Origin of the sequence: Neisseria sp. P0020.S003, from assembly GCF_051957095.1 — a bacterium.
Taxonomy (GTDB): domain Bacteria; phylum Pseudomonadota; class Gammaproteobacteria; order Burkholderiales; family Neisseriaceae; genus Neisseria; species Neisseria subflava.
This window is the reverse complement of record NZ_JBQCWU010000006.1, coordinates 25,649-46,306: the sequence shown is the minus strand read 5'-3', so window position 1 is coordinate 46,306 and position 20,658 is coordinate 25,649. Positions and strand designations below refer to the sequence as shown.

Genomic DNA, 20,658 nt, shown 5'->3' with positions numbered 1-20,658 from the left:
GGTGTCAGTCATCTGAAAATGCGCTACGGGCACGACGTGCGGCTTGGTCTGCAATCTGCTTAATCTGACGGGCAACTTCGCGGGCGATGTCAGCAGGGCTTTGGCTGCCGCCGTTGATAGTAATGTTGACGGTCATACCGCCTGCGTTTGTGTGATTAAATCCTGCCGATACGGGAACTGCTCCGACAAGGGAAGGGCGCGGTTCTTCAGCTACGGCGGGGATAATGCTCTGCAATGCGCCCAAGCCTGCCTTGCGGATTTTTTCCAGAACACGCCATCCTCCGAAGCGGGCTACATCTTGTTGATTGAAGACAACCTCGCCTTTATGCACGATACCGGCCGCTTGGTTGACACCTCCCGCCCCTGTGTAACCGCCTGTGGAATAACCTTTGTTGGGAATGTATGCGCCTACGCCATAACCGGATGCGCTGCCTCCCGGCGCGGTCGGTTTGGTGGAAAAGGCTTTTTTCATCCATTCCCATGCGCTAGTAGCGACGTTTTTGAGGATTTGGAAGTTTTTGATGAGGATACCGATTGGGCCTAGGGCGGCAGAGAGGGCGTAGGATATGGGGTTGTTGCCGCTGAATGTTTTTTTTATCCATCCCCAGCCTGTAATGAGGGCGTTTTTGATGCGTTCCCAGTGTGTGGCCAATGCAACGATTGCACCAATCGGTCCGGTCAGGGCGTATAGGATGGGGTTTTGGGCGAATGTTTTTTTAATCCATTCCCAGCCTCTGATAAAGGCGGCAGTCAATGTATCCCAATTGGTGTAAACGAGATAGATGATGCCGACTATGGCAGTCAGCGCAAGGCCTATGGGATTTAATGTCATGAAACGTAGGGCAATGCCTAAAAATTTAAGAATACTCATGCCGAATCCGCCAAAGGCAATGCGGGCGGCGGCAAAGGGGACGGCAACTGCGGCAATAACTGAGGCCAACCCTGCCAATGCGGTCATTGCTGCGGTTGCATAAAATGCGATTTTTCCAAGTTTGGCGGCGGCCTCTGGATTTTTTGCCGACCATTCGTTGAACTTATCCAATAAGCCTGAAATGACATTCATGCCGTATTCTAAGCCTGAAAACATACTGCGCCCAAAGCCTGATTCGGTATTGAAGAGCTTATTTTTGAACATCTGCCATTTGGACGACATGGCGTTGACACGAATTTCGAACTCTTTGTCGAGGCTGCCTAATGCGTCCGGGGAGGTGGCAAGGCGTATTTGTTCGCGCCAAAGCTCTGTATTGGCGATGAGTTGGGCAAATACGCGGTTATATTCGCCGCCTGCCAAGCCTTTGAGAATGCCTGCTTGTTGCTCTTTCGGCATTTGTTGGACGGCGGCAATGATTTTTTCAAGCGTACCTTGCGCGTCTACGACCATGCCTTTTTGGACGGATTTTGCGTCTATACCTATGCTTTTCAGGGCTTCCCGTACGGGTTTCATATCAGGTGCGGTACCCAGCCTTGTCATGAGGCTGCCGACCGCTTTGGCAGAGGTGGAAGCATCTACACCTGCGGACATAAGGGCGGAACCTAGAGCCGCTACATGCTTCTCGTTCATTTTCGCCAAACCCATGCTGCCTGATACTTCGTTCATGTAGCTGATGAGCTGGTCGCCTGCAACCAGTGCGTTGTCATCAAGGTAGTTCATGACGTTGACTAGTTCAGAAGCGGCTTCTTTGGATAATTTGAAGTTTTGGCGAATGCGCCCCAGCTCTTCTGCAAGCGCCCCCGGATCTGCTGCTTCAAAGGCATTTGCAGCTTTGACGGCTTCGGTAACATAGGCTGCAAGCTCTTGGCGTGGGATATTCATCTTCGCGCCGGCAGTCATCATATTCATGATCTCAACCGTTGCCATGGGCAATTCACCGCTTAGTTTTTGGACTTCGGCGCGGATTTTGGCGATTTCGGCGTGGTTGAGGCTGCCGTCTGTATTTTTGAGGCTGCCGACTTGGCGGATCAGTCCCTGCATTGCATCTTCTTCGGACATGGCTGTATTGATGGCATGCCCTGCACCTTGCCTCATGGTGGCAGCCTTGCTACTTGTCCATGATGCGACACCTGATGCGATACCTGCGATGGCTGCGGCTTTGATTCGACTCTGTTGCCGTTTCTCCAGCTTTTCTAAGGCGTTGGACTGCTTTTCGATTTGAGCAGTAGTCTTCTGCATTCGGGCGGCAATCTCTGCTTGCTCTTTTTCAAAGTTTTGTCCGGATACGCCGACTTTTTCCATGTGGTCTTTGTAGCGTTTTAGCTGCGCGGATTGTTTTTCGTATTCGTTATTCAGCTTTTCGCCTTCACGGGTCAGCTTTTTGAGTTCTGCCGCTTGTTTTTTTGTGGCAACGCCCGTTTTCTCGATTTCGGCAGTAAGGCGGCTTGTGGCAGCAGAATTACGGATGATTTGCTCATTCAGACGGTTGAAATATTGTTCTGCCTTGCCGATTTTTACCAGTGCGGTTTGGGCGCGCTCGAGATCGCGCATGTCTTTTTTGTTTTTCGCCAATTCGCCCGACAGCCCGCTACTACTTTTTTTAATTCTGTCAAACGTTTTGCTTGCTTTGTCGGCGGCTTTGAGGATAATATTAATTGTCTTGTCTGTCATGGCTCGAGCTTTAAGATGAAACGGAAAATGAAAAATCAAATCTTGGCAGATTCGGTTTTGAATGCAGTCGATTCTGTCATTTGGTGGTATGGCGCATTATTTTGGCTTTTTGTTGCCGTCATTGCCCTTATGGTATGGATGCTTCCTTGATTATTTTGTCGATTGAAAAGGTCGTCTGAATTGATTTCAGACGACCTTTTTTATTTTCCGTCTCCTTGGCGTGCGCGTTGGATTTCGGCGGCTTTGGCTGCCCAGCGGTTAAGGGTAAAAAGATTTAGTCCTGCGAACCAGCCTATACCTCCTTTGAAAGTAATGGCGCAGAGGGCAAGGGCGTCGTCTATTGGGTAAAACGCAGGAACGTCTTCATCTTCTTCAGCCTGCCAGATGTCGGGCGCTGCTTTTATAAGGTCGGCGAACTGGCCGGCTCGGTATCGGAAGCACGGGTATAGCCCAAATCGGCAAAGGCTTCCTGAATCTCTGCTTTCGCCGAAGGTGCGGCTGAAAAAAAATCAATAGCGGCATTGAGGGCTTGTACATCTGCCATACCTAATACGCCATATTGCGCCATGCCGATTTTTGGGGTGCTGATTTTTGAGAGGAGCTTTTGAACAGTTTCGGTGTGTTTGATTTTGATGAGGTCTTGTCCCATGCCTGCCATGTCTTTGGCCAGCGGTTCGCGCAGAGTGTAGGCTTTGCCATCGGTCAGGGTTACGGTCAGGGTATCGTCGGGGTTGATTTTGATTTTTGGTTCTTGCATTTACTTGTTCCTGTTGTATGTGTTTAGAGGCCTAATGCGGCGCGAATGCCGGCACGAACGTCTTTGCCGCCGATGATGAGTTTGTTCGCCATGAGGTCTGCTTCAAAAACGACTTCTCCATCGACGGTTTCTTTCCAGTAGGTTAGGGCATATTTGAATGTCTGCTCTCCACCTTCGGCCGCTTTGTCTTCGCTGCGTGTGGTTTCGATAATTCGGCCACGCGCTTCGCCGACCAGTGTTTGGTAGGTTTCTTCGTCTTCTTTGTGCAATGCGCCTTGATAGCGTAAGAGGTTGCCATTAATTTTGTGGCTGATGGATTTGAACAGCTCAAGATCGAAACCTTTGCTGGTCAGCTCCAGCTCTAATTTTTCAATGCCATGAATAACGGTAAATTCGCCCATACCGCCGCCCGGGGTATAGTCTTCGGTTTTGAATTTGATGTCCGGGCGTTTGACGGTCATGAGGACGCCGTCTTTGTTGAGTCCGTCGGTAAAGACGTTAAAACTTTTCAAGATGCGTGGCAGCTGCATTTGGTGTCCTTTATTACTTGTGTTTGGGATGTCTATCCCTAACCCCTCTCTGTTGGGAGAGGGGAATTATTGGGAGGCAAGGTGGTTTAGACGGTGGTAGGTTTTAGGTTGGATGCGAATTCGATAACTCGGTCAGTCAGGTTGACGATAAAGCGGTCTGATACATGTTGGTTGAGTTCGATATTCTCTAAAGGCGGGGCTACGGTAAATTCGTAGTCAAAAGCAAAGATGCCGCCGGCTACGCGTTCTTTTTCGATTTTTTTGGGGTCGATGAAGACTTGGGCACCCAATAACCAGCCTTGATAGACTTTTTCGGCGAGCTTGGCATTGATGCTGTTGATGATGTCAATCATAAGGCTCGGATGCATTGGTTTGTCCATTGCCCAGAGGAAGCTTTCGGCGATGGTCTCTTTAATTACGGAGGAGACTCGGACTGTCGGTTCGAATGCCCAGGCTGGGTCTGCAGAGCATGTGCGGTTGCCCCAAACGCGAAAGCCGTTTTCACGGATGAGGGTGGTAATGTTGAGGTTGTTGATGGTATTGGCGTCGCTGTTGATGTCCAAAAGTCCGAAGCTACGCGGGTATTTAAGGGCGGATACTCCTTGAATTTCAGTATTTGAAATGGATTTGTGCGGACCGATTTTCTGGTCAAGCATGGCGCGTGCACCGAGGATGCGGGCAACGGTAGCGGCAGTTTCTTGGGTTTTGGAAGCGCCGAAAGTCATGAATTCGTTGTCAATCAACATGAGATTTTTTTGCCCAAATCCATTTTTATATTGGGTCAGGGCGGTGATATTTTCTGTGCCGCCGGCGGATGCATATACGAAGCCTTCAAGAGCGTTGGCGGTTACAACCAGCTCGGCGGTTACGTCAGCGTCGTCAAGTTCTGGTGCACCAATGATTTTTGGTTTGTACCCGGTATGTGCGGGAGCTTTCGCCAGTGCTTTGATACCTGCGATAACGTTTGCTTTCTGCTCCGGTGCTTTGGTTGAGCCGGGAACACGGACTACAACGATTTGGGCATCTGCCTGATCTGCAATTGCGTCTAGGGATTTTGCCAATGTTCCTTTGCTGCCTGCTTTATCAATCAGGGCGGAGACGGATGTTGAAAATATGGGGTTGGTAGCGGGGAAGACTGTGGCATCAGCGTCGTCTGCAGTGGCAACGATGCCGATAATGTTGGTGGCGATGTCGGAAATATGGCGCGCGCCGTGTGTGAATTCGTTGGCTGTTACGCCGTGCATGCGTTTTGCGGTCATGTGGCTATCCGTTTCTTTGGGAATGGTCTGATTGTTGCTTTGCTTTCTATCGGTGGCAAGCGGCGGATGTTTTGAGTGGGATTTTCAGGCCGTCTGAAGTTTTCAGACGGCCTTTGTTTGTCTTAAGCGGCGGCGATAATTTGCCCTTGCTCTCCGCCATTGCTTTGGCCAGCAGCTCATACTGATACCAATCGAAGCAGCCGTTTTCTTTACATTTCTGCCGTCATGCCCGCCAAATCATTAGGCGACAGCCGCCACGGCTCGGCAAAATCCAAGACATGGGCGCACCACTCCGAGCAAAACCACTTATCCGGCCGGTTGCCGACGCGCAAGATCACACCAAGCGAGCCGATCAGGTCGTAGGGCTGGTCTTGGGTCATCAGCCAAATCATCTGTAATTTGGCAGTTAACACGTCTGCTGCTGGCAGCTTAACCAAATCCCACTTATCCGACGGCAAGCGCATGATTTTGCAGCGCACGCCGCCATCACGCAGGCTGGATGAGTAGCACTCAAACACGCCGTCACCCAAGGCCAGGGCAATCTCGCAATGCGAGTAAATGCCGCGCGTGGCTTTGCAGATTACCCAATCCGCAAAGCGCATGGCCAATGCCTTAGGGGTGCGGCCTGATTTTCGGCCTTTGTAAAGTGCCAGATAGACTTTGCTCATTTAGGCAGCCTCCGGCGCGGTGAACTCGATTTTAATTTTTTCGAGCGTGGCAACCGTTTTGGCTGACTCAATCTTGCTTTGCAAGGCTTGGCGTTGACCGGCGACATGAGCCGACAGGGCGGAATACGCCAAGGCTTTGCGCAAGGCGGCGGCTTTGAGCTTGTCGGCATCCATGCCACGCGCGGCAGCGATGCGGTCTAACACGGGCGTGGCGGCAGTGTTGTCGGCTGCCCACGCTTGCGCCTCGGCCGCCTGCAGTGGCCATGTTTGCACCTCAAAATCGGGCAATGCATCCAGACCGGTATGTTGATTAATAAAGGCTTGCGCTTGCGCATTGAGTGTTTTGAGTTTAATGTCTTTTAAATCCGCCAGAAGCGCAGACTCATCCTCAACGACCCATTTTATACCGTCCCAAGCATGATATTGAGACGGCGGCGGCGGGGTCAGGCCATCTGCCAGCAGTAATGCCCCCGCCATAACCGCCGACAATACATCATCGGCCTCGTCGGCGCTGTAATACTTAGCGGCTTCGTCACGCAATGCCAAATCATCGGCATCTGGCTCATGGTCTGCCGAACATGTTAATCGGCCGTCTGAATTAAAAATAAGCCATAGTCCAGATTTTGTTTGTAAACTCATTATTTGACTCCAATAACGATGTAGTTGACATGGATGCCACGATCAGGATAGCCGTTAAGCCTCATTTTAGCTGTGACGCGGCGGGCGCCATCGGCATGTATTAAATATGCAAAGTGGTTATGGCTACCGCCCTCATCGATATCCCATCGTGCCCCACTTGCATTGTCATCTCTTAAAGAGACCAGCCACTTACATTGCCTCTCTGTGTATCCTGCGGGTAACGGGAGGGTATCACCGTCGTAAATAACTCCCGTTAAAACCGCAACCTCTGATTTTCGATTGGCGATTTCCTCTGCGCCGACAGCTTTGTCATAGGCGGTTTTGACGGCTTTGGATGTGGCAAGGCGGTCGGTACTGTCCAGATTGACGGCATCGGACTTGTCTGACATGAGGACGATTTTGCTGTCACTGTATGTCAATGTGCCGTCGTCTTTAAGTTGCAGGTATTTGTTGCTCTTGGAATTACGCAAATAAATGCCTTGGGCACCGGTATTGATATCGGCAGATTTTCCATTGCCGGATACGGACAATCCCGCATTAAATACGGCTTTTGATGTAAAGGTTTTGACACCGCCGACGGTTTGGTCGCCTGTCAGCATGACGCCGTTTTCTTCAGTCAAGACGGTTTTCATGCCGATATAACGACCGTTGGCATCCCAAGCAGAGGTAACCAGATGAAACGGATTGGACGACGAGCCGTATGAGAAGCCGATGCCGCGGGCGTGTGCACCGTTCACTGCTTCCGGATGGGCAATGTGGATTTCCATCGTTGGCAGGGTATTCCCATCAAGCTGACGGCCATCGGATCGGTAAAATCCACTTTTGGTATAACCACCGGACTGGTCTGTATAGTAGTTGGTGGTGGCAACATTCATTTTGTCAGTAGCAAGGCGGGCGGCATTGGCTTCGACCCAACTTTGATAGGCGACGCTTTCAGAACCGGATACGCGAGGGAATTGTACGCGCCCAATTTCTCGACTTCCCGATGTAAAAACATAATTGAAGCGTGCGCCGTTTTCTCCTTCAGATACGGGGGCAGTCTTAAAACGCCAGTAGCTGCCGTCGCCATTGGTAAAACGGATTTTTTCCCATGCGTCGGTTTGAATGTTGAGCTGCCCTTCTATAACTTGCGTACCTTTATTGCCAATCTTGGTTTCGATTTGGGTTTTAAGGTATAAGGTGCGGTTAGCTAGTGCTTGCAGGGGTTGATTGATTGGGGTATCAGTACCGCCGATAACGCGGTCGCCAGGTTCGATGAGGCGGACGTTTTGGGTGTATTGGTTGAGTTCTTTTGCGTTGGCCATTTTTTATCCTTTAGGGTCAGGCTATGCCGAAGTTGTAACTACCATCGAATGTGATTTCTCCGTTCCAATAGATAGGGTGGTCTCGGTAGTCGAGGCTGTGCAGTTCGCAACGGAGAGGAACAATTCGTTCCAGCCATTCTCGAAGTTTTTGGGCTTCATTATTGGTAACCGGGCGGCTTAATTTAATGCTGTATTTCGCCCATTCTCCGTTGCTGCCACCGAATAGGTGTGTGCCGTCGAAGACGGCGCTTCCATTCCAGTAAAGATTGGCGGTATTTTCGATGATTTGTATTTCTCCGTACCCCAGGTCACGGAAAAGGCGCCGGATTACTGATGGTGTCCCTTTGTGCTGATGCTTTTGAATATAGTTTTCTATCAGCTTTCTGCGTGCGACTTCGGTGTCAGTAATATTCCAGCCTTCATCACTGCCTATGGAGCGTTCCCATGCAAGCCATGGTATGAATTCGGGAGGGCAATTTTGGGGCATGCGGCTTTTGGTAATGACTTCGAGATCGAAGACAGTTGCCAGTTCTTGTGATGTCAAGCGGGCAAGGGTTTGCAGGAGGTCGGTATTGTTGGTAGGGATGACTGTCGGCATGGCTTAGGCTTCTGTCAGAATGGTTTCTGTGATTTTTATAAATTCGCCGTCTGTGCAGAGGATGTCTTGTCTTGGCTCTGTCAGCTCTACTTTTTTGACGCCATCTGTATCAAGTGCGCCAATGATTTTTGACAAGGCAATTTGTGCGCCGAGTCTTTTATGCTGCTCTAGCATTTGATTGAGGTCTTGAAGCTGGCGGGCTTTGACGATTTCTTTGTCTGGGCCGTCTTCATAGGTAATACGGGCGGATATGCGTATTTCTTTCGGGGTTCCGGCGTGGACGGTTACGGTATCGCAGAGTGGGCGGCGGATTTCGTCGCTAAGATAGGCATTGACGGTTTCAAGGGTGCGGCCATTTGGTATGCCTTGGTTGCCGGATGTTTGGATATAGACAGCGACTGTTCCTGGAGACACTCTGACGGCGCGGGCATCGGTAATATCGGGCGCAGCATCAAGGGCATGGGCTTCGTATGCTGCACGAGGCCCTGCAGCTGCGAGTTTTTCTGGATATAACTGGACGCGCCGGCGGAGGTCATCGTCGGTTTCGTAAACGGCTTCTGTGGGGGGATTGGTGGTTGGATCGGCAGTGATGATGGTTTTCCGCTCTATGCCTTTGGCTGCAGCAAGATGGTCAAGATCGCTTCCTTGTGCAAAGGCTAAAAGTGTTGCTGCAGCTGCTTGGTTTATGCGTTGACGCAGAATGATTTCTTGATATGCCTGTTGTTGAAGGTCGATGGTCAGTGGCTCTGATTCGAGTTTCAAGGTGGCTGTAATGGTTGGGCGTATGCTAGCCGGTACGAGGTCGATGAGGTTCGCTTTTTTGCGCTCAAATATGGTCTCAAAGTCGAGTTCTTCGATGACTTTTGGGGCTGGTAGGCGGGTTAGGTCAATTTCTGCCATGTTTCTGCGTTATTGTATTTGGAATGTTTGTTCTGTGCCGTCGGTCAGGGTTGTGACTATGGTAATGGCAAGTTGCCCATTGGCGGCGGCGGTTGGGTCAAAGTGTATGCTGCGGACGGTAATGCGCGGCTCCCATGCAGCTATGGCAGTTACGGCAGCCTGATGGCAGAGCGCTATAACGGTCTGGGTCATTGGCATATCTATCAGATCAGGCAGGAGGCTACCGTAGTCTTCTCGCATGAGGCGGCTACCGATTCGAGTGAAGAGTATGTTTTTTATGGATTGGGCAATGTGTTCTTTTAAGCCGATGCGGCGGCCTGTTTGGTTGTTGGTCATTTTGGCGTCCCTGTTGTGCCGCCGCTGTCGCCTTGGTGGGTGTGGGTGGTTAGGTTGATCCCGTTACTGATGATGCTGCCTGATTCTTGGCGTATTGTGCCTTTGATAACTGCTGCTGCTCCACCTTCGCCGCCACTTCCTGCCATGCCGCCCTGATATGTAAGCAGTCCGGCAACGTTCAACTTGCCTTTGATGTCTGTCTCGGGACTGTCGATAGTCAGGTGTTTGGTGTGTACGGTGGCTGTTTCTTTGACGGTAATATCGGCAGTTTTGATGCCTTTGATTTGCAGATGGCTTTTTGCGTGGTTGTATTTAAACTCTGCTCCGTCAGGCATGAGGATGATGGTTTCGTCTGGGTTTTGGGATGGGGCAGGATGTTGGGTGGTTGAGAAGCCGCAAATAATAATTCCGTTTTCGGGTTCTCCGCTGGGAGAAAGTATGATGCAACCTTCGCCGATGGAAGGTAAACGCCAAATTGATACGCCACCCGCTGCAGGAACAAAGTATGGCAACCAGTCTGTAATGAGACCGCCGTGTTGTGCGCGGATTCTGTTGGCAACAGGGTCGGTTTGGGAAACTGTGCCGATTTTTATGAGGTTTTCAATTTTGCGACTGGTCATGGGATGATGTAGTCTCCGATTTTTAGGCTTTCAGCTGCTTTTTTGCTTTCAAACATGGCTTTGCGGTCGAATTTCCAGCCGTATTCATTTTTTAGTCTGACGGTAATGAACCATAAGCCGCAAAAAAATAAGGGGCGGCTGTGGATTGCTATGACTTGGCAGGGTTCTTTGAACATGGTTTTGGTTTTGCTGTTTTTGGAAAGCCGCCGTTGTGGAGTGGCAACGGCGGCTTTGGGGGATGCCGTCTTTCCGGCTGTCATTACTCAACAATCACAAGGAACATATCACTTCAGATGACGATTTGATTTTGGCAAAGAGTGAATATGTGGGCAAGCAGATGGGGTTTTGGGTGGGTTTTTTAAGTTTTGGATATAGAAAAAGGTCGTCTGAAAACTTTTCAGACGACCTCAAAACTATTTTATCCGATACTTTTCCCGTAATGCCATCACATCTCGACCAAGGTTTTCCAGCATTTCTCGTCGCTCCTCTAAAAGCTCTGATCGGTCATAGGCGCGTTCTGTCTTATCCGTAATGCCATGCGAAAGCAGTAATTCCCCCACATCTTTGCGAACCTTATAAACCTCCCTCAAATAAGTCCGTGCTAGACTCCGCAAGCCGTGTGCCGTCGTATCCAGCCCCATTTTAGTGCGAAGCTTTAGTCTGACTGTCTCGGACGACAATGGCTTGTTAAACCCTGAACCTTCAAATAAGAATACTCCATTCACATTTAATCTTAATGCCTCAAAATAGATTCGGGTCAAAGCGGAACTTAATGGGACAACATGCGGCCTTGTTTTCATCCGTTCAATTGGAATTTCCCAGGTTCCTGACTTTAAGTTAATTTCATCCAGACGAGTTCCTGCTGCTTCTGACGGTCGCGTCATACTCAAAAGTTGCCAATAAATTAATAGCCGAGCTCGTTCCCCAATTCCCTTCGATGTTTCTAACTTCTCCACTAAGAGTGGTAGCTCATCAAAGCGCAGTGTATCGAAATGACGTTCAGGCGGCCTATCGAATACTTGTTTCCCAATAACACTGACTGGATTCATAGCGATAGATCCATCCGCTACAAAATAATCAAACATCAATCCCAATGCACCTTTAACCCGACGCAAATATTCAAGTGCCCCGCGTTCTTCCATTTTCCTTAAAACAGCTACTACATCTGCCGTCTTGATCGAACGGATATCCTTCCCCTTAAAAAAAGGTAGTACATTCAATTCTAAAGCTGCCAGTACTTGCCCTGCATAACGAGGATTTTTACCCATCCCTTGTTTTCCACCCGACTTCTTCCATTTATCGAACCAAAGTACCAAGCAATTTTCAAAACGAAACTCTGCTCCTATGTCCGCAGAAATTGCTTTCGGATCAGTTCCTTTTCTGATTTTTTCTAACATCTCTTTTCGCCATGCCCGCGCATCTGCTAGTCCGAAACGAGGAAATAAACCCAGTGTCAATGTGTTCATTTTCCCATCAGGGCGGCGGTATTGTAGCCTCCAAGACTTAGAACCTGAAGGCAAAATCCATAGGGCAAGCCCACCCCCATCTGGTAATTTGTAAACCTTCTCTTTAGGTTTTGCTGTTTTAATTTGAGACAGACTTAATGGCGTTACAATTTTTGGCATGAAGTGTTACTCCTTGGGTAATAACACATAAAATACCACAAAAAAGATAAAAGAATTGAAATATACCCGAAATGAATTTAAAGCAGATGAATAACAAAAAAGCTAAGTTATTGATAACTTAGCCTTTAATATGCAGTTTTAGAAGTAATGAAAAACTTATAAAAATGAAAATGGCAGAGAGGAAGGGATTCGAACCCTCGATACGCTATTCACGTATACACGCTTTCCAGGCGTGCGACTTAAACCACTCATCCACCTCTCTGTGGACTATTATCCTGACTTGTTATCAGAATAATGTAAAACTTGACTGATTGATTTATCAGTGGTGCCCAGGAGAAGACTCGAACTTCCACACCCGTGAGGATACTAGCACCTGAAGCTAGCGCGTCTACCAATTCCGCCACCTGGGCAATTTAAATTTTCTTAAGCAAAGAAGCACCAAATTACTTGGTGCCCAGGAGAAGACTCGAACTTCCACGCCCGTGAGGACACTAGCACCTGAAGCTAGCGCGTCTACCAATTCCGCCACCTGGGCTTTGCTTTATTCTTCAATTTAAGGTAGAGTTGACTACCTGAACTGCGAAGAAGCAGCTATTATATATTTTAAAAAAAGAATGTCAACTATCAAAATGAACAAAAATACTAAATCTTTAAATTTACGAGAAAAAGACCCGTATTTGGAGCGGGAGAAACAACGTTACGCTCATCCGTTGCCCAGCCGTGAATGGGTCATTGAATTATTGGAACAAAAAGGTGTACCGACCAAAATCGAAGCTTTGGCACATGAATTGTCGATTACAGAAGATGAATATGAATTCTTCGAGCGCCGTCTGAAAGCGATGGCGCGCGATGGTCAGGTGTTGATCAACAGACGTGGCGCGGTGTGTGCGGCAGAAAAATTGGCATTGGTTAAATGCCGTGTCGAGGCGCATAAAGACGGCTTTGGTTTTGCCGTGCCGCTAACGCCAACGGGCGAGGGCGATTTTGTTTTGTATGAGCGTCAGATGCGCGGCGTGATGCATGGGGATATTGTTACTGTTCGTCCTGCCGGTATCGACCGCAGAGGCCGTCGTGAAGGTACGGTTTTGGATGTGGTGGAACGTGCGCAGTCTAAAGTGGTCGGCCGTTTTTATATGGATCGCGGCGTGGCTATTTTGGAGGCTGAAGACAAGCGTTTGAGCCAAAGTATCGTGTTAGAGCCTGAAAGCGTGGCGCACTTTAAACCGCAATCCGGCCAAGTGATTGTGGCTGAAATCGAGACGTATCCTGAAGCGCATCGTCCTGCTGTGGCTAAGCTGATTGAAGTTTTGGGCGATTATGCCGACAGCAGTATGGAAATCGAAATCGCTGTACGCAAGCACCATTTGCCTCATCAATTCAGCGAAGCATGTGTCAAAGCTGCGAAGAAAATTCCCGATCATGTGCGTAAAACCGACTTGAAAGGACGCGTGGACTTACGCGATTTGCCTCTGGTAACCATTGACGGCGAAACTGCGCGGGACTTTGACGATGCGGTTTTTGCTGAAAAAATCGGCCGCAATTACCGTTTGGTGGTGGCGATTGCCGATGTCAGCCATTATGTCCGTCCTGATGACGGAATCGATGTAGATGCTCAAGAACGCAGTACCAGCGTGTATTTCCCACGCCGTGTGATTCCGATGCTGCCGGAGAAGTTGTCCAACGGTATCTGCTCGCTCAACCCTGATGTTGAACGCCTGTGTATGGTGTGCGATATGGTGATTACTTATGCCGGCAATATCAAGGAATACCGTTTCTATCCGGCAGTAATGCGTTCGCATGCGCGACTGACTTACAATCAAGTTTGGGATTGGATTTCAGACGGCCAAGATCATCCGTTTAAGCAGCGAATCGATACTCTGTATCAGTTATTTAAAATCTTGCAGAAAAAACGTTTTGAGCGTGGCGCGGTTGAGTTTGAGAGCGTTGAGACTCAGATGATTTTTGACGACAACGGTAAAATCGACAAGATTGTTCCCGTCGTCCGCAATGATGCGCACAAGCTGATTGAAGAATGTATGTTGGCGGCGAATGTTTGCGCGGCAGAATTTTTGCTGAAGAACAAACATACGGCTTTATTCCGCAATCACTTGGGCCCGACTCCCGAAAAATTGGCCACTTTACGCGAGCAGCTTGGTTTGTTAGGGCTGAGTTTGGGCGGCGGCGATAATCCGACGCCGAAAGACTATGCTGCGCTTGCCGAGCAATTTAAAAACCGTCCGGATGCGGAGCTGTTGCAAGTAATGATGTTGCGTTCTATGCAGCAGGCGGTTTATGAGCCGCATTGCGACGGTCACTTTGGTTTGGCTTATAGTGCATATGCACACTTTACATCGCCTATCCGCCGTTATCCGGATTTGACGGTACATCGTGCCATTAAGGCTGTATTGAACGGACAAACTTACCAGCCCAATAAAACCTGGCAGGCTTTGGGCGTGCATACCTCTTTCTGTGAGCGTCGTGCCGATGATGCTAGCCGTGATGTGGAAAACTGGTTGAAAACTTATTATATGCGCGACAAAGTCGGCGAAGTCTTCAGTGGCAAAATTTCGGGCATGACCAGCTTCGGTATTTTTGTAACGTTGGACGATATTCATATCGACGGCTTGGTACATATCAGTGATTTGGGAGAGGATTATTTCAACTTCCGTCCTGAAATTATGGCGATTGAGGGCGAACGCAGCGGTGTCCGTTTCAACATGGGTGATACGGTCACTGTAAAAGTCGCGCGTGCCGATTTGGATACCAGCAAGATTGATTTGACCTTAGTCAGCGGCGGTTCAGTCGGTAAGAAACGTGGTAGTAGAAAAGCGAAACCTGTGAGTAAGCCAATAGCTGCTGACAAACCTGTTGAGAAACGTAAGCGTAAACTTTCAGCTAAAGAAATTGATGAAGCGTTGGCTGCTCCCGTGAAGGCAAAGAAGAGCAAGGTGAAAAGTAAACCTGCCTCCAAGCCCGTTAAGCCAAGCAAACCTAAAGCTGCAAGCAAGAAAAAAGTGCAGGCGAAAACAGCTTCCGTCAAAGCCGGAGGTAAAAATAATGCTCAAGGCAAAAGCGTGAAGATTAAAGTGAAGAAAGCTGCTAAGAAATAAGCGGCATTCAATTCAGGCCGTCTGAAAAGTTTCAGACGGCCTGAATTTGTGATTTTATGAATGACACCAAGGATAAATAAGATGATAAAACTATACGGTATTCCCAATTGCGATACGGTTAAAAAAGCGCGCAGTTGGTTGGCGGAAAATGGCATCGAGTTTGAGTTTGTAGATTTTAAGAAAAACGCCCCGACTGCCGAATTGATTGATGGTTGGTTGGAGCAGGTAGCTTTGGAAATTTTGCTTAATAAAAGAGGCACGACTTGGCGTAAATTGGATAAAGATGCGCAAGAATCTGCCGCCACAAAAGAAGGGGCGATTGCTTTGATGGTGGAAAATCCGAGCATCATCAAGCGGCCTGTGTTGGTCAAAGAAGGACAGGTTCATGTCGGATTTTCAGTAGAAGCGTATCAGGAAATTTTCGGATAAGGCATTTTTAGGTTTTTAGGCCGTCTGAAAAAGCAAGCCTCGAAAAAATACGTTACAATACGCGCTTTGAGCCTGTTTTCAGGATTTTAAGATTTTTGCGGCAGCATTTTCCGGCTGCCGCGCCAAACTTTTCTTTCGGATAAATATGTTCCATATTGTTGAAAAATATAAAACACCCGCCCAGATTGTTTTAGGTATCATCGGTCTGACCTTTATCGGATTCGGTGCCAATAACTTGTCTTCGCCGGGTTCTGATTACATTGTCAAAGTCGGGGATGAGAAGGTTAGCGAGCATGCTTTACAGATTGCGATACAAAATGAGCAGGCTGCCGGTAATAATGCGCCTTCGCGTGATGCGATATTCCAATCTTTATTGCAACGTGCTTACCTGAAGCAGGGTGCCAAGCTGATGGGCATCGCTGTGTCTCAGGAACAAATCAAGCAAGTTATCGTGGATGATCCGAATTTCCATGATGCTTCCGGCAAATTCAGTCAGGATTTGCTCAAGAAGTATTTGGATCAGCGCAAAATGACCGAGGATCAGTTTGTCGAAGATATCCGCGAACAGTTCCAGTTGCAAAATCTGTTGAATTTGGTGCAAAACGGTGCGTTGGTCAGCGATGCGCAAGCGCGTCAGTTGATTAACCTGACCCAAGCCACCCGTACTATCCGTTCATTTACGTTCAGCCCTGAAGCATTTGCGGCACAAGTAAAAGTAGATGATGCGGCTTTGCAAAAGTATTATGAAGCGCATAAGAAAGATTACTTGATTCCTCAAGCCGTTAAGCTGGAATATGTGGCTTTGAACATCAAAGATTTGGCTGACAAGCAAACCATCAGTGCGGAAGAAGTACAAAAAGCTTACGATAGCAAAAGCGTAGATTTGTCGCCAAGAGCCGAAATTGCGCATATTTTCATACCGGTTATGCCTAACGGAGATGAAGCAAGCAATGCGGAAATTAAAGCCGAAGTAGATAAAATGGCTGCAGAGCTCAAAGCACACTCGGATGCTTTTGCCGAGCTGGCGGCCAAGTACTCCAAAGATTTGTCCAGCAGCAATAAAGGCGGCAATTTGGGCTACCTGAGCAAAAGCGGCGGTAGTGGCTTTGGGCCTGAATTCGATAAAGCGGCATTTGCATTGGGCAAAGGCGAAGTCAGCGATACCGTTAAATCGTCTTTGGGTTATCACATCATCAAAGTTTTGAATGTCGAAGCTGAGCCGACTTTGGAACAAGCCAAAGCACGTATCGAAGCAGCCTTGAAACTGAAAAAAGCAGCTTCTGCCTTTAACGCAGCCAAAGAAAAATTGGGTGAAGATACCTTCAATGATCCATCTTCTTTGGCAAAAGCAGCCGCCAATTCAGGCTTGAAAGTGGAAAACCTGGATGAATGGGTAACCAAAGCGGGTGCGAAAGAAGCCGGTTTGCCTGAAACGTTGATTAATGCTGCGTTTAGCGACGATGTGCTGAAGAAAAAACACAATTCTGAAGTCATTGCTATCAACAACGAAACCGTTTGGGTTATTCGTGCGAAAGAAGTGCGCGAAGAGAAAATTGCACCATTTGCAGAAGTCAAAGACACTGTCCGTGCAGCATATCTGCGCTCTGAAGCTGCCAAACTGGCAGAGAAGAAAGCCCAAGAAACTTTGGCTGCGTTGAAAGCCGGTAAAGCTGCCGACGTTCAATGGTCGCCTGTTTCGCAATTGAGTGCGCAAGATGCACGCAAAACCATGTCTCCTGAAGCTTATGCGGCTTTGATGAAAGCGCGCCCTGTCGGCGGTAAACCTGCGTACGCATTATTAGAAGGTATGCCTGCACCGGTAATTATGGAAGTTCAGAGCGTTTCTGCTCCTGAAAATGCCGATTCACAGATTCCGGCTGCCAAACAGGCTTTGGTTCAGCAGCTTTCTGCGAATGTGTTCGATAATTTACTCCAGTATTTGGGTAAGAAAATCGATCGTAAGCAAGGCGCACAGCAAGTTAATAATGCTGCCGAATAAGCAGAAATATTTGAGTAGGGCAGCCGGATGAATTCCGGCTGTTTTCTTATTTTTAGCTATCTTTTAAAAGGCCGTCTGAAATCATGAGTAAAAATCCTGATGCCTTTGTCCGCTTGATTAATGCATTAAAAATCCTGCCTAATGTCGGCCCGAAATCCGCTCAACGCATGGCTTACCAGCTTTTACAGTATAAACGCGAAGAAGCGCAGGAATTGGTGGATGCTTTGCAATTTGCCTTGAAACAGGTGCAGCATTGTCGGATGTGCAACACATTTTGCGAAGGTGATTTGTGTGAAATTTGCGCGGACGAAAAACGTGAGAAAAGCCGCTTGATGATTGTGCATATGCCTGCGGATGTTTCCAGTATGGAGGCGGCCAATTGTCATGACGGCCTGTATTTTGTTTTGATGGGGCAAGTCAGTCCGGCGCAGGGCATGGATATTTCGGCAGTAGCATTAGATAAGCTGGTTGCCCGTTTGCAGGTGAGCGATATTGAGGAAATTATCATTGCAACCAACTTCACAGCCGAAGGCGATGCGACAGCATATGTATTGGCAGAATTGTTTAAAAACCTTCCTTATAAAGTCAGCCGATTGGCAAGGGGAATCCCTTTAGGCGGCGAGATGGAATATGTGGATGCCGGTACTTTGGCTCAAGCTGTTTACGATAGAAGGAATATCCAATCTTAAATGGCAATATAAAAAGGCCGTCTGAAAGTCTTTCAGACGGCCTTTTCATTGATTAAATCAGATTATTTGCAGCTGACGCCTTGAATTTGAGGCGTATCGCCGTTGCCGACTTTGAATGCACATTTGGTTGCGCTGCTGCCGGATACGGTAACAACACCGTTTCCGCTGTTGAGGCTGACAGGTTCTTTTACACCCATACCGACAGCAGTGGCTGCCAGTTTTTGAACATCGGCGTCGGAGTAAGCGGTATTGTTTGAACTGATTTTGATTTCTTTGGCGGCATATGCATTGAAGCTGAATGACAAACCTACAGCTACAGATACGAGGGCCAAGAATTTTTTGCTGTTCATTAGTGTATTTCCTTTTTGATGGTGACAAAGTGTGTCACAGCTTCAGAATAAGGGCGATTGGCCGATTGTGCAAGTTTTTAGGCGGAATTTACGGGAAGATACATGGTTTTACATACACTTTATCCCTGAATGCTACATCAGTCGGGCAATCGGACGACCTGTCGGTTTTACGGTACAATAAGCCTTTTTTGACAAACGAATGAGGCATTTTTGAATGGCTTCTTTAGAAACTTGGATAGGCCTGCGCTATCTGCGTGCGAAAAAACGCAACGGTTTTATGTCATTTATTACCATGATTTCAATCGCCGGTATCGCCTTGGGTGTAACGGCTCTGATTGTGGTTTTATCCGTGATGAACGGATTTCAGAAAGAGATACGCGGTCAATTGTTGAACGTTGCACCTCATGCGGAAATTGGCTATTACGATGTCGGTAGCGCGCCGGGTTGGCAGAATTTGCGCGAATTTGTAAAAGGCAAAAAGGAAGTATTGGCCAGCGCGCCTTATGTTTCCGATCAGGCTTTACTTGCCAATGCCGGTGAAGTGCGCGGTGTTCAGATACGCGGTATTTTGCCGTCTGAAGAAAAAAATGTCGTTGATTACGGCAAGGATATGCCGGCCGGTAGTTTCGACGATTTGAAGCCAGGCGAATTTGATATTATTTTGGGCCAAGGGCTTGCTGAGGCATTGGGCACGGAGATTGGCGGCAAGGTTACAGTGATTACGCCAGAGGGTAACGTTACCCCTGCCGGCGTGGTACCGCGCTTGAAGCAGTTTAATGTGGTCGGTGTGGTAAAAACAGGTGTTTATGAAGTCGATAACACATTGGCCATGACGCATATCAAAGATGCGCAAGTCTTGTATCGACTGGGAGAAAATGTCGGTGGGCTGCGTTTGCGACTGGCTGATCCTCAGAATGCGCCGTCTTTCATAGCCAAGTTGATTCCAGATGCTAAAAAAGATGAAGTTTGGGTGCGTGACTGGACGTTTAACAACCGCAGCTATTTTGAAGCCGTTGAGTTGGAAAAACGCATGATGTTCATCATTTTGACACTGATTATCGCGGTTGCTGCGTTTAACCTCGTCTCTTCCTTGGTAATGGCGGTAACGGAAAAACAAGCCGATATTGCGATTTTGCGCACTTTGGGTTTGTCTCCGGGCGGCGTCATGAAGATTTTCTTGGTGCAGGGCGCATTTGCGGGGTTCTTCGGTACGCTTGTGGGCGTGGTATGCGGTGTATTGCTGGGTTGGAATGTCGGCAAGATTGTCGCGTTTTTTGAAGATCTGTTTGGTGTGCATTTGATTAACTCACAGGTTTATTTCATCGATTACCTGCCTAGCGATGTGAACTTGAAGGATGTAGCCGTTATTGCCTGCATTTCGCTTGGCTTGGCATTTATCGCCACACTGTATCCGAGCTGGCGTGCTGCAAAAACCCAACCTGCGGAGGCTTTGCGTTATGAGTAAGACAATTTTGAAATGTATCGGCGTTGGCAAAAGCTATAATGACGGCGCATTGAATGTACAAGTGTTGAATCATTTAGATTTTGAAGTTGCCGAAGCGGAAAGCGTGAGTATCATCGGTTCGTCAGGCAGCGGTAAATCCACATTGCTGCACCTTCTCGGTGGCTTGGATATGCCGTCTGAAGGCAAGGTAATACTGATGGATCAGGATTTGGGCGGTTTGAGTCAAAAACAGTTGGGCGAATTGCGCAACCGTTATTTGGGCTTTGTGTATCAGTTCCACCATCTATTGCCTGAGTTTTCTGCTTTGGAAAATGTCATGATGCCGCTTTTAATCGGCAAAATGCCCAAGGCGATGGCCGAGGAAAAGGCTGTTAAGATGCTAAAAAAGGTTGGCTTGGACAAGCGTATGCTGCACCGTCCAAGCGAACTTTCCGGCGGCGAGCGTCAGCGTGCGGCGATTGCCCGTGCTTTGGTTAATGAGCCGAAATGCCTGTTGGCGGATGAACCGACGGGGAACCTTGACCGTAAAAATGCGCAAAATGTGCTGGACATGATGCTGGATTTGAAACGCGAATTGAACACCAGCCTGATTGTAGTGACCCATGATGACGAGCTGGCTGAGCGTTTCGACCGGGTAATGACCATGAAAGACGGCAGCCTGCAAGTGCTGCAATAAGGTTATTATTTCAGGCAAATATTTTATGCTTTGAACGGTATAATAGAGGCCGTCTGAAAAACAGGTTTTCATTATATGGAAATACTGTTTTTCAGACGGCCT

21 protein-coding genes and 3 tRNA genes are annotated in these 20,658 nt (G+C 48.2%); 7 read left to right on the top strand and 17 right to left on the bottom strand.

Going from position 1 to position 20,658, the window contains the following annotated elements; translation table 11 throughout:
- Positions 1-4: 4 nt before the first annotated feature.
- The gene (locus ACTHTQ_RS05300) at positions 5-2,602 is read right to left on the bottom strand and encodes a phage tail tape measure protein (RefSeq protein WP_440363312.1); all 2,598 of its coding nucleotides are present in this window, start codon (positions 2,600-2,602) and stop codon (positions 5-7) included.
- Between the two features lie 27 nt (positions 2,603-2,629).
- Between ACTHTQ_RS05300 and ACTHTQ_RS05295 the strand changes: the two genes are divergently transcribed.
- A complete protein-coding gene (locus tag ACTHTQ_RS05295; RefSeq protein ID WP_265511155.1) occupies positions 2,630-2,752 on the top strand; it encodes a hypothetical protein in 123 nt (40 codons plus the stop codon).
- Between the two features lie 250 nt (positions 2,753-3,002).
- Here the strand turns inward: ACTHTQ_RS05295 and ACTHTQ_RS05290 are convergent, their stop codons facing one another.
- The 15 genes from ACTHTQ_RS05290 to ACTHTQ_RS05220 form a co-directional block, all read right to left on the bottom strand.
- Positions 3,003-3,359: a hypothetical protein gene (locus ACTHTQ_RS05290; protein WP_440363311.1), complete on the bottom strand. Its 357-nt coding sequence runs from the start codon at positions 3,357-3,359 to the stop codon at positions 3,003-3,005.
- A gap of 23 nt (positions 3,360-3,382) precedes the next feature.
- Positions 3,383-3,889, bottom strand: a complete 507-nt coding sequence (locus ACTHTQ_RS05285; RefSeq protein ID WP_063075566.1) for a phage major tail tube protein — start codon at positions 3,887-3,889, stop codon at positions 3,383-3,385.
- A gap of 86 nt (positions 3,890-3,975) precedes the next feature.
- The gene (locus ACTHTQ_RS05280) at positions 3,976-5,148 is read right to left on the bottom strand and encodes a phage tail sheath subtilisin-like domain-containing protein (protein WP_440363310.1); all 1,173 of its coding nucleotides are present in this window, start codon (positions 5,146-5,148) and stop codon (positions 3,976-3,978) included.
- 209 nt (positions 5,149-5,357) lie between these two features.
- Positions 5,358-5,816: a hypothetical protein gene (locus ACTHTQ_RS05275; RefSeq protein ID WP_440363309.1), complete on the bottom strand. Its 459-nt coding sequence runs from the start codon at positions 5,814-5,816 to the stop codon at positions 5,358-5,360.
- Positions 5,817-6,455 (bottom strand): phage tail protein, encoded by a 639-nt coding sequence (locus ACTHTQ_RS05270; RefSeq protein ID WP_440363308.1) that lies wholly within the window; start codon positions 6,453-6,455, stop codon positions 5,817-5,819.
- Complete coding sequence (locus tag ACTHTQ_RS05265; RefSeq protein WP_440363307.1) at positions 6,455-7,759, bottom strand: phage tail protein; 1,305 nt, start codon at positions 7,757-7,759, stop codon at positions 6,455-6,457. The genes ACTHTQ_RS05270 and ACTHTQ_RS05265 overlap by 1 nt, the downstream gene beginning before the upstream one ends.
- Before the next feature lie 16 nt (positions 7,760-7,775).
- Positions 7,776-8,357, bottom strand: coding sequence for a phage tail protein I (locus ACTHTQ_RS05260; protein WP_440363306.1), 582 nt, complete (start codon positions 8,355-8,357; stop codon positions 7,776-7,778).
- A gap of 3 nt (positions 8,358-8,360) precedes the next feature.
- Complete coding sequence (locus ACTHTQ_RS05255; protein ID WP_440363305.1) at positions 8,361-9,257, bottom strand: baseplate assembly protein; 897 nt, start codon at positions 9,255-9,257, stop codon at positions 8,361-8,363.
- Between the two features lie 9 nt (positions 9,258-9,266).
- Complete coding sequence (locus tag ACTHTQ_RS05250) at positions 9,267-9,593, bottom strand: GPW/gp25 family protein (protein WP_440363304.1); 327 nt, start codon at positions 9,591-9,593, stop codon at positions 9,267-9,269.
- Positions 9,590-10,213: a phage baseplate assembly protein V gene (locus ACTHTQ_RS05245; protein WP_440363303.1), complete on the bottom strand. Its 624-nt coding sequence runs from the start codon at positions 10,211-10,213 to the stop codon at positions 9,590-9,592. Before ACTHTQ_RS05245 ends, ACTHTQ_RS05250 begins: the two co-directional genes overlap by 4 nt.
- A complete protein-coding gene (locus ACTHTQ_RS05240; RefSeq protein ID WP_440363302.1) occupies positions 10,210-10,473 on the bottom strand; it encodes a hypothetical protein in 264 nt (87 codons plus the stop codon). Before ACTHTQ_RS05240 ends, ACTHTQ_RS05245 begins: the two co-directional genes overlap by 4 nt.
- Before the next feature lie 153 nt (positions 10,474-10,626).
- Positions 10,627-11,838 carry a tyrosine-type recombinase/integrase gene (locus tag ACTHTQ_RS05235; RefSeq protein ID WP_440363301.1) on the bottom strand — a complete coding sequence of 404 codons (1,212 nt, stop codon included), beginning with the start codon at positions 11,836-11,838 and terminating at the stop codon, positions 10,627-10,629.
- 171 nt (positions 11,839-12,009) lie between these two features.
- Positions 12,010-12,100: transfer RNA gene (locus tag ACTHTQ_RS05230), tRNA-Ser, on the bottom strand.
- 61 nt (positions 12,101-12,161) lie between these two features.
- Positions 12,162-12,248 (bottom strand) — tRNA-Leu (locus ACTHTQ_RS05225).
- Between the two features lie 38 nt (positions 12,249-12,286).
- Positions 12,287-12,373: transfer RNA gene (locus tag ACTHTQ_RS05220), tRNA-Leu, on the bottom strand.
- 79 nt (positions 12,374-12,452) lie between these two features.
- Between ACTHTQ_RS05220 and rnr the strand changes: the two genes are divergently transcribed.
- From rnr to recR, 4 genes are all read left to right on the top strand, one after another.
- On the top strand, positions 12,453-14,948 hold the full coding sequence (rnr, locus tag ACTHTQ_RS05215; RefSeq protein ID WP_440363300.1) for a ribonuclease R: 2,496 nt from the start codon (positions 12,453-12,455) through the stop codon (positions 14,946-14,948).
- Between the two features lie 81 nt (positions 14,949-15,029).
- Entirely contained in the window at positions 15,030-15,377 is a 348-nt protein-coding gene (locus ACTHTQ_RS05210; protein ID WP_440363299.1) for an ArsC family reductase, read from the top strand.
- A 145-nt stretch (positions 15,378-15,522) separates the two neighbouring features.
- Positions 15,523-17,376, top strand: a complete 1,854-nt coding sequence (locus tag ACTHTQ_RS05205; RefSeq protein WP_440363298.1) for a SurA N-terminal domain-containing protein — start codon at positions 15,523-15,525, stop codon at positions 17,374-17,376.
- Between the two features lie 83 nt (positions 17,377-17,459).
- Positions 17,460-18,065 (top strand): recombination mediator RecR, encoded by a 606-nt coding sequence (gene recR / locus ACTHTQ_RS05200; RefSeq protein ID WP_254323694.1) that lies wholly within the window; start codon positions 17,460-17,462, stop codon positions 18,063-18,065.
- Positions 18,066-18,127: 62 nt separating this feature from the next.
- On the opposite strand, the gene ACTHTQ_RS05195 is transcribed toward recR, so the two are convergent.
- Entirely contained in the window at positions 18,128-18,415 is a 288-nt protein-coding gene (locus ACTHTQ_RS05195; RefSeq protein WP_003683377.1) for a hypothetical protein, read from the bottom strand.
- 214 nt (positions 18,416-18,629) lie between these two features.
- Between ACTHTQ_RS05195 and ACTHTQ_RS05190 the strand changes: the two genes are divergently transcribed.
- Positions 18,630-19,880, top strand: a complete 1,251-nt coding sequence (locus ACTHTQ_RS05190) for a lipoprotein-releasing ABC transporter permease subunit (RefSeq protein WP_254323693.1) — start codon at positions 18,630-18,632, stop codon at positions 19,878-19,880.
- Entirely contained in the window at positions 19,873-20,556 is a 684-nt protein-coding gene (gene lolD / locus ACTHTQ_RS05185; RefSeq protein ID WP_003679081.1) for a lipoprotein-releasing ABC transporter ATP-binding protein LolD, read from the top strand. Before ACTHTQ_RS05190 ends, lolD begins: the two co-directional genes overlap by 8 nt.
- The last annotated feature ends 102 nt before the right edge of the window (positions 20,557-20,658 follow it).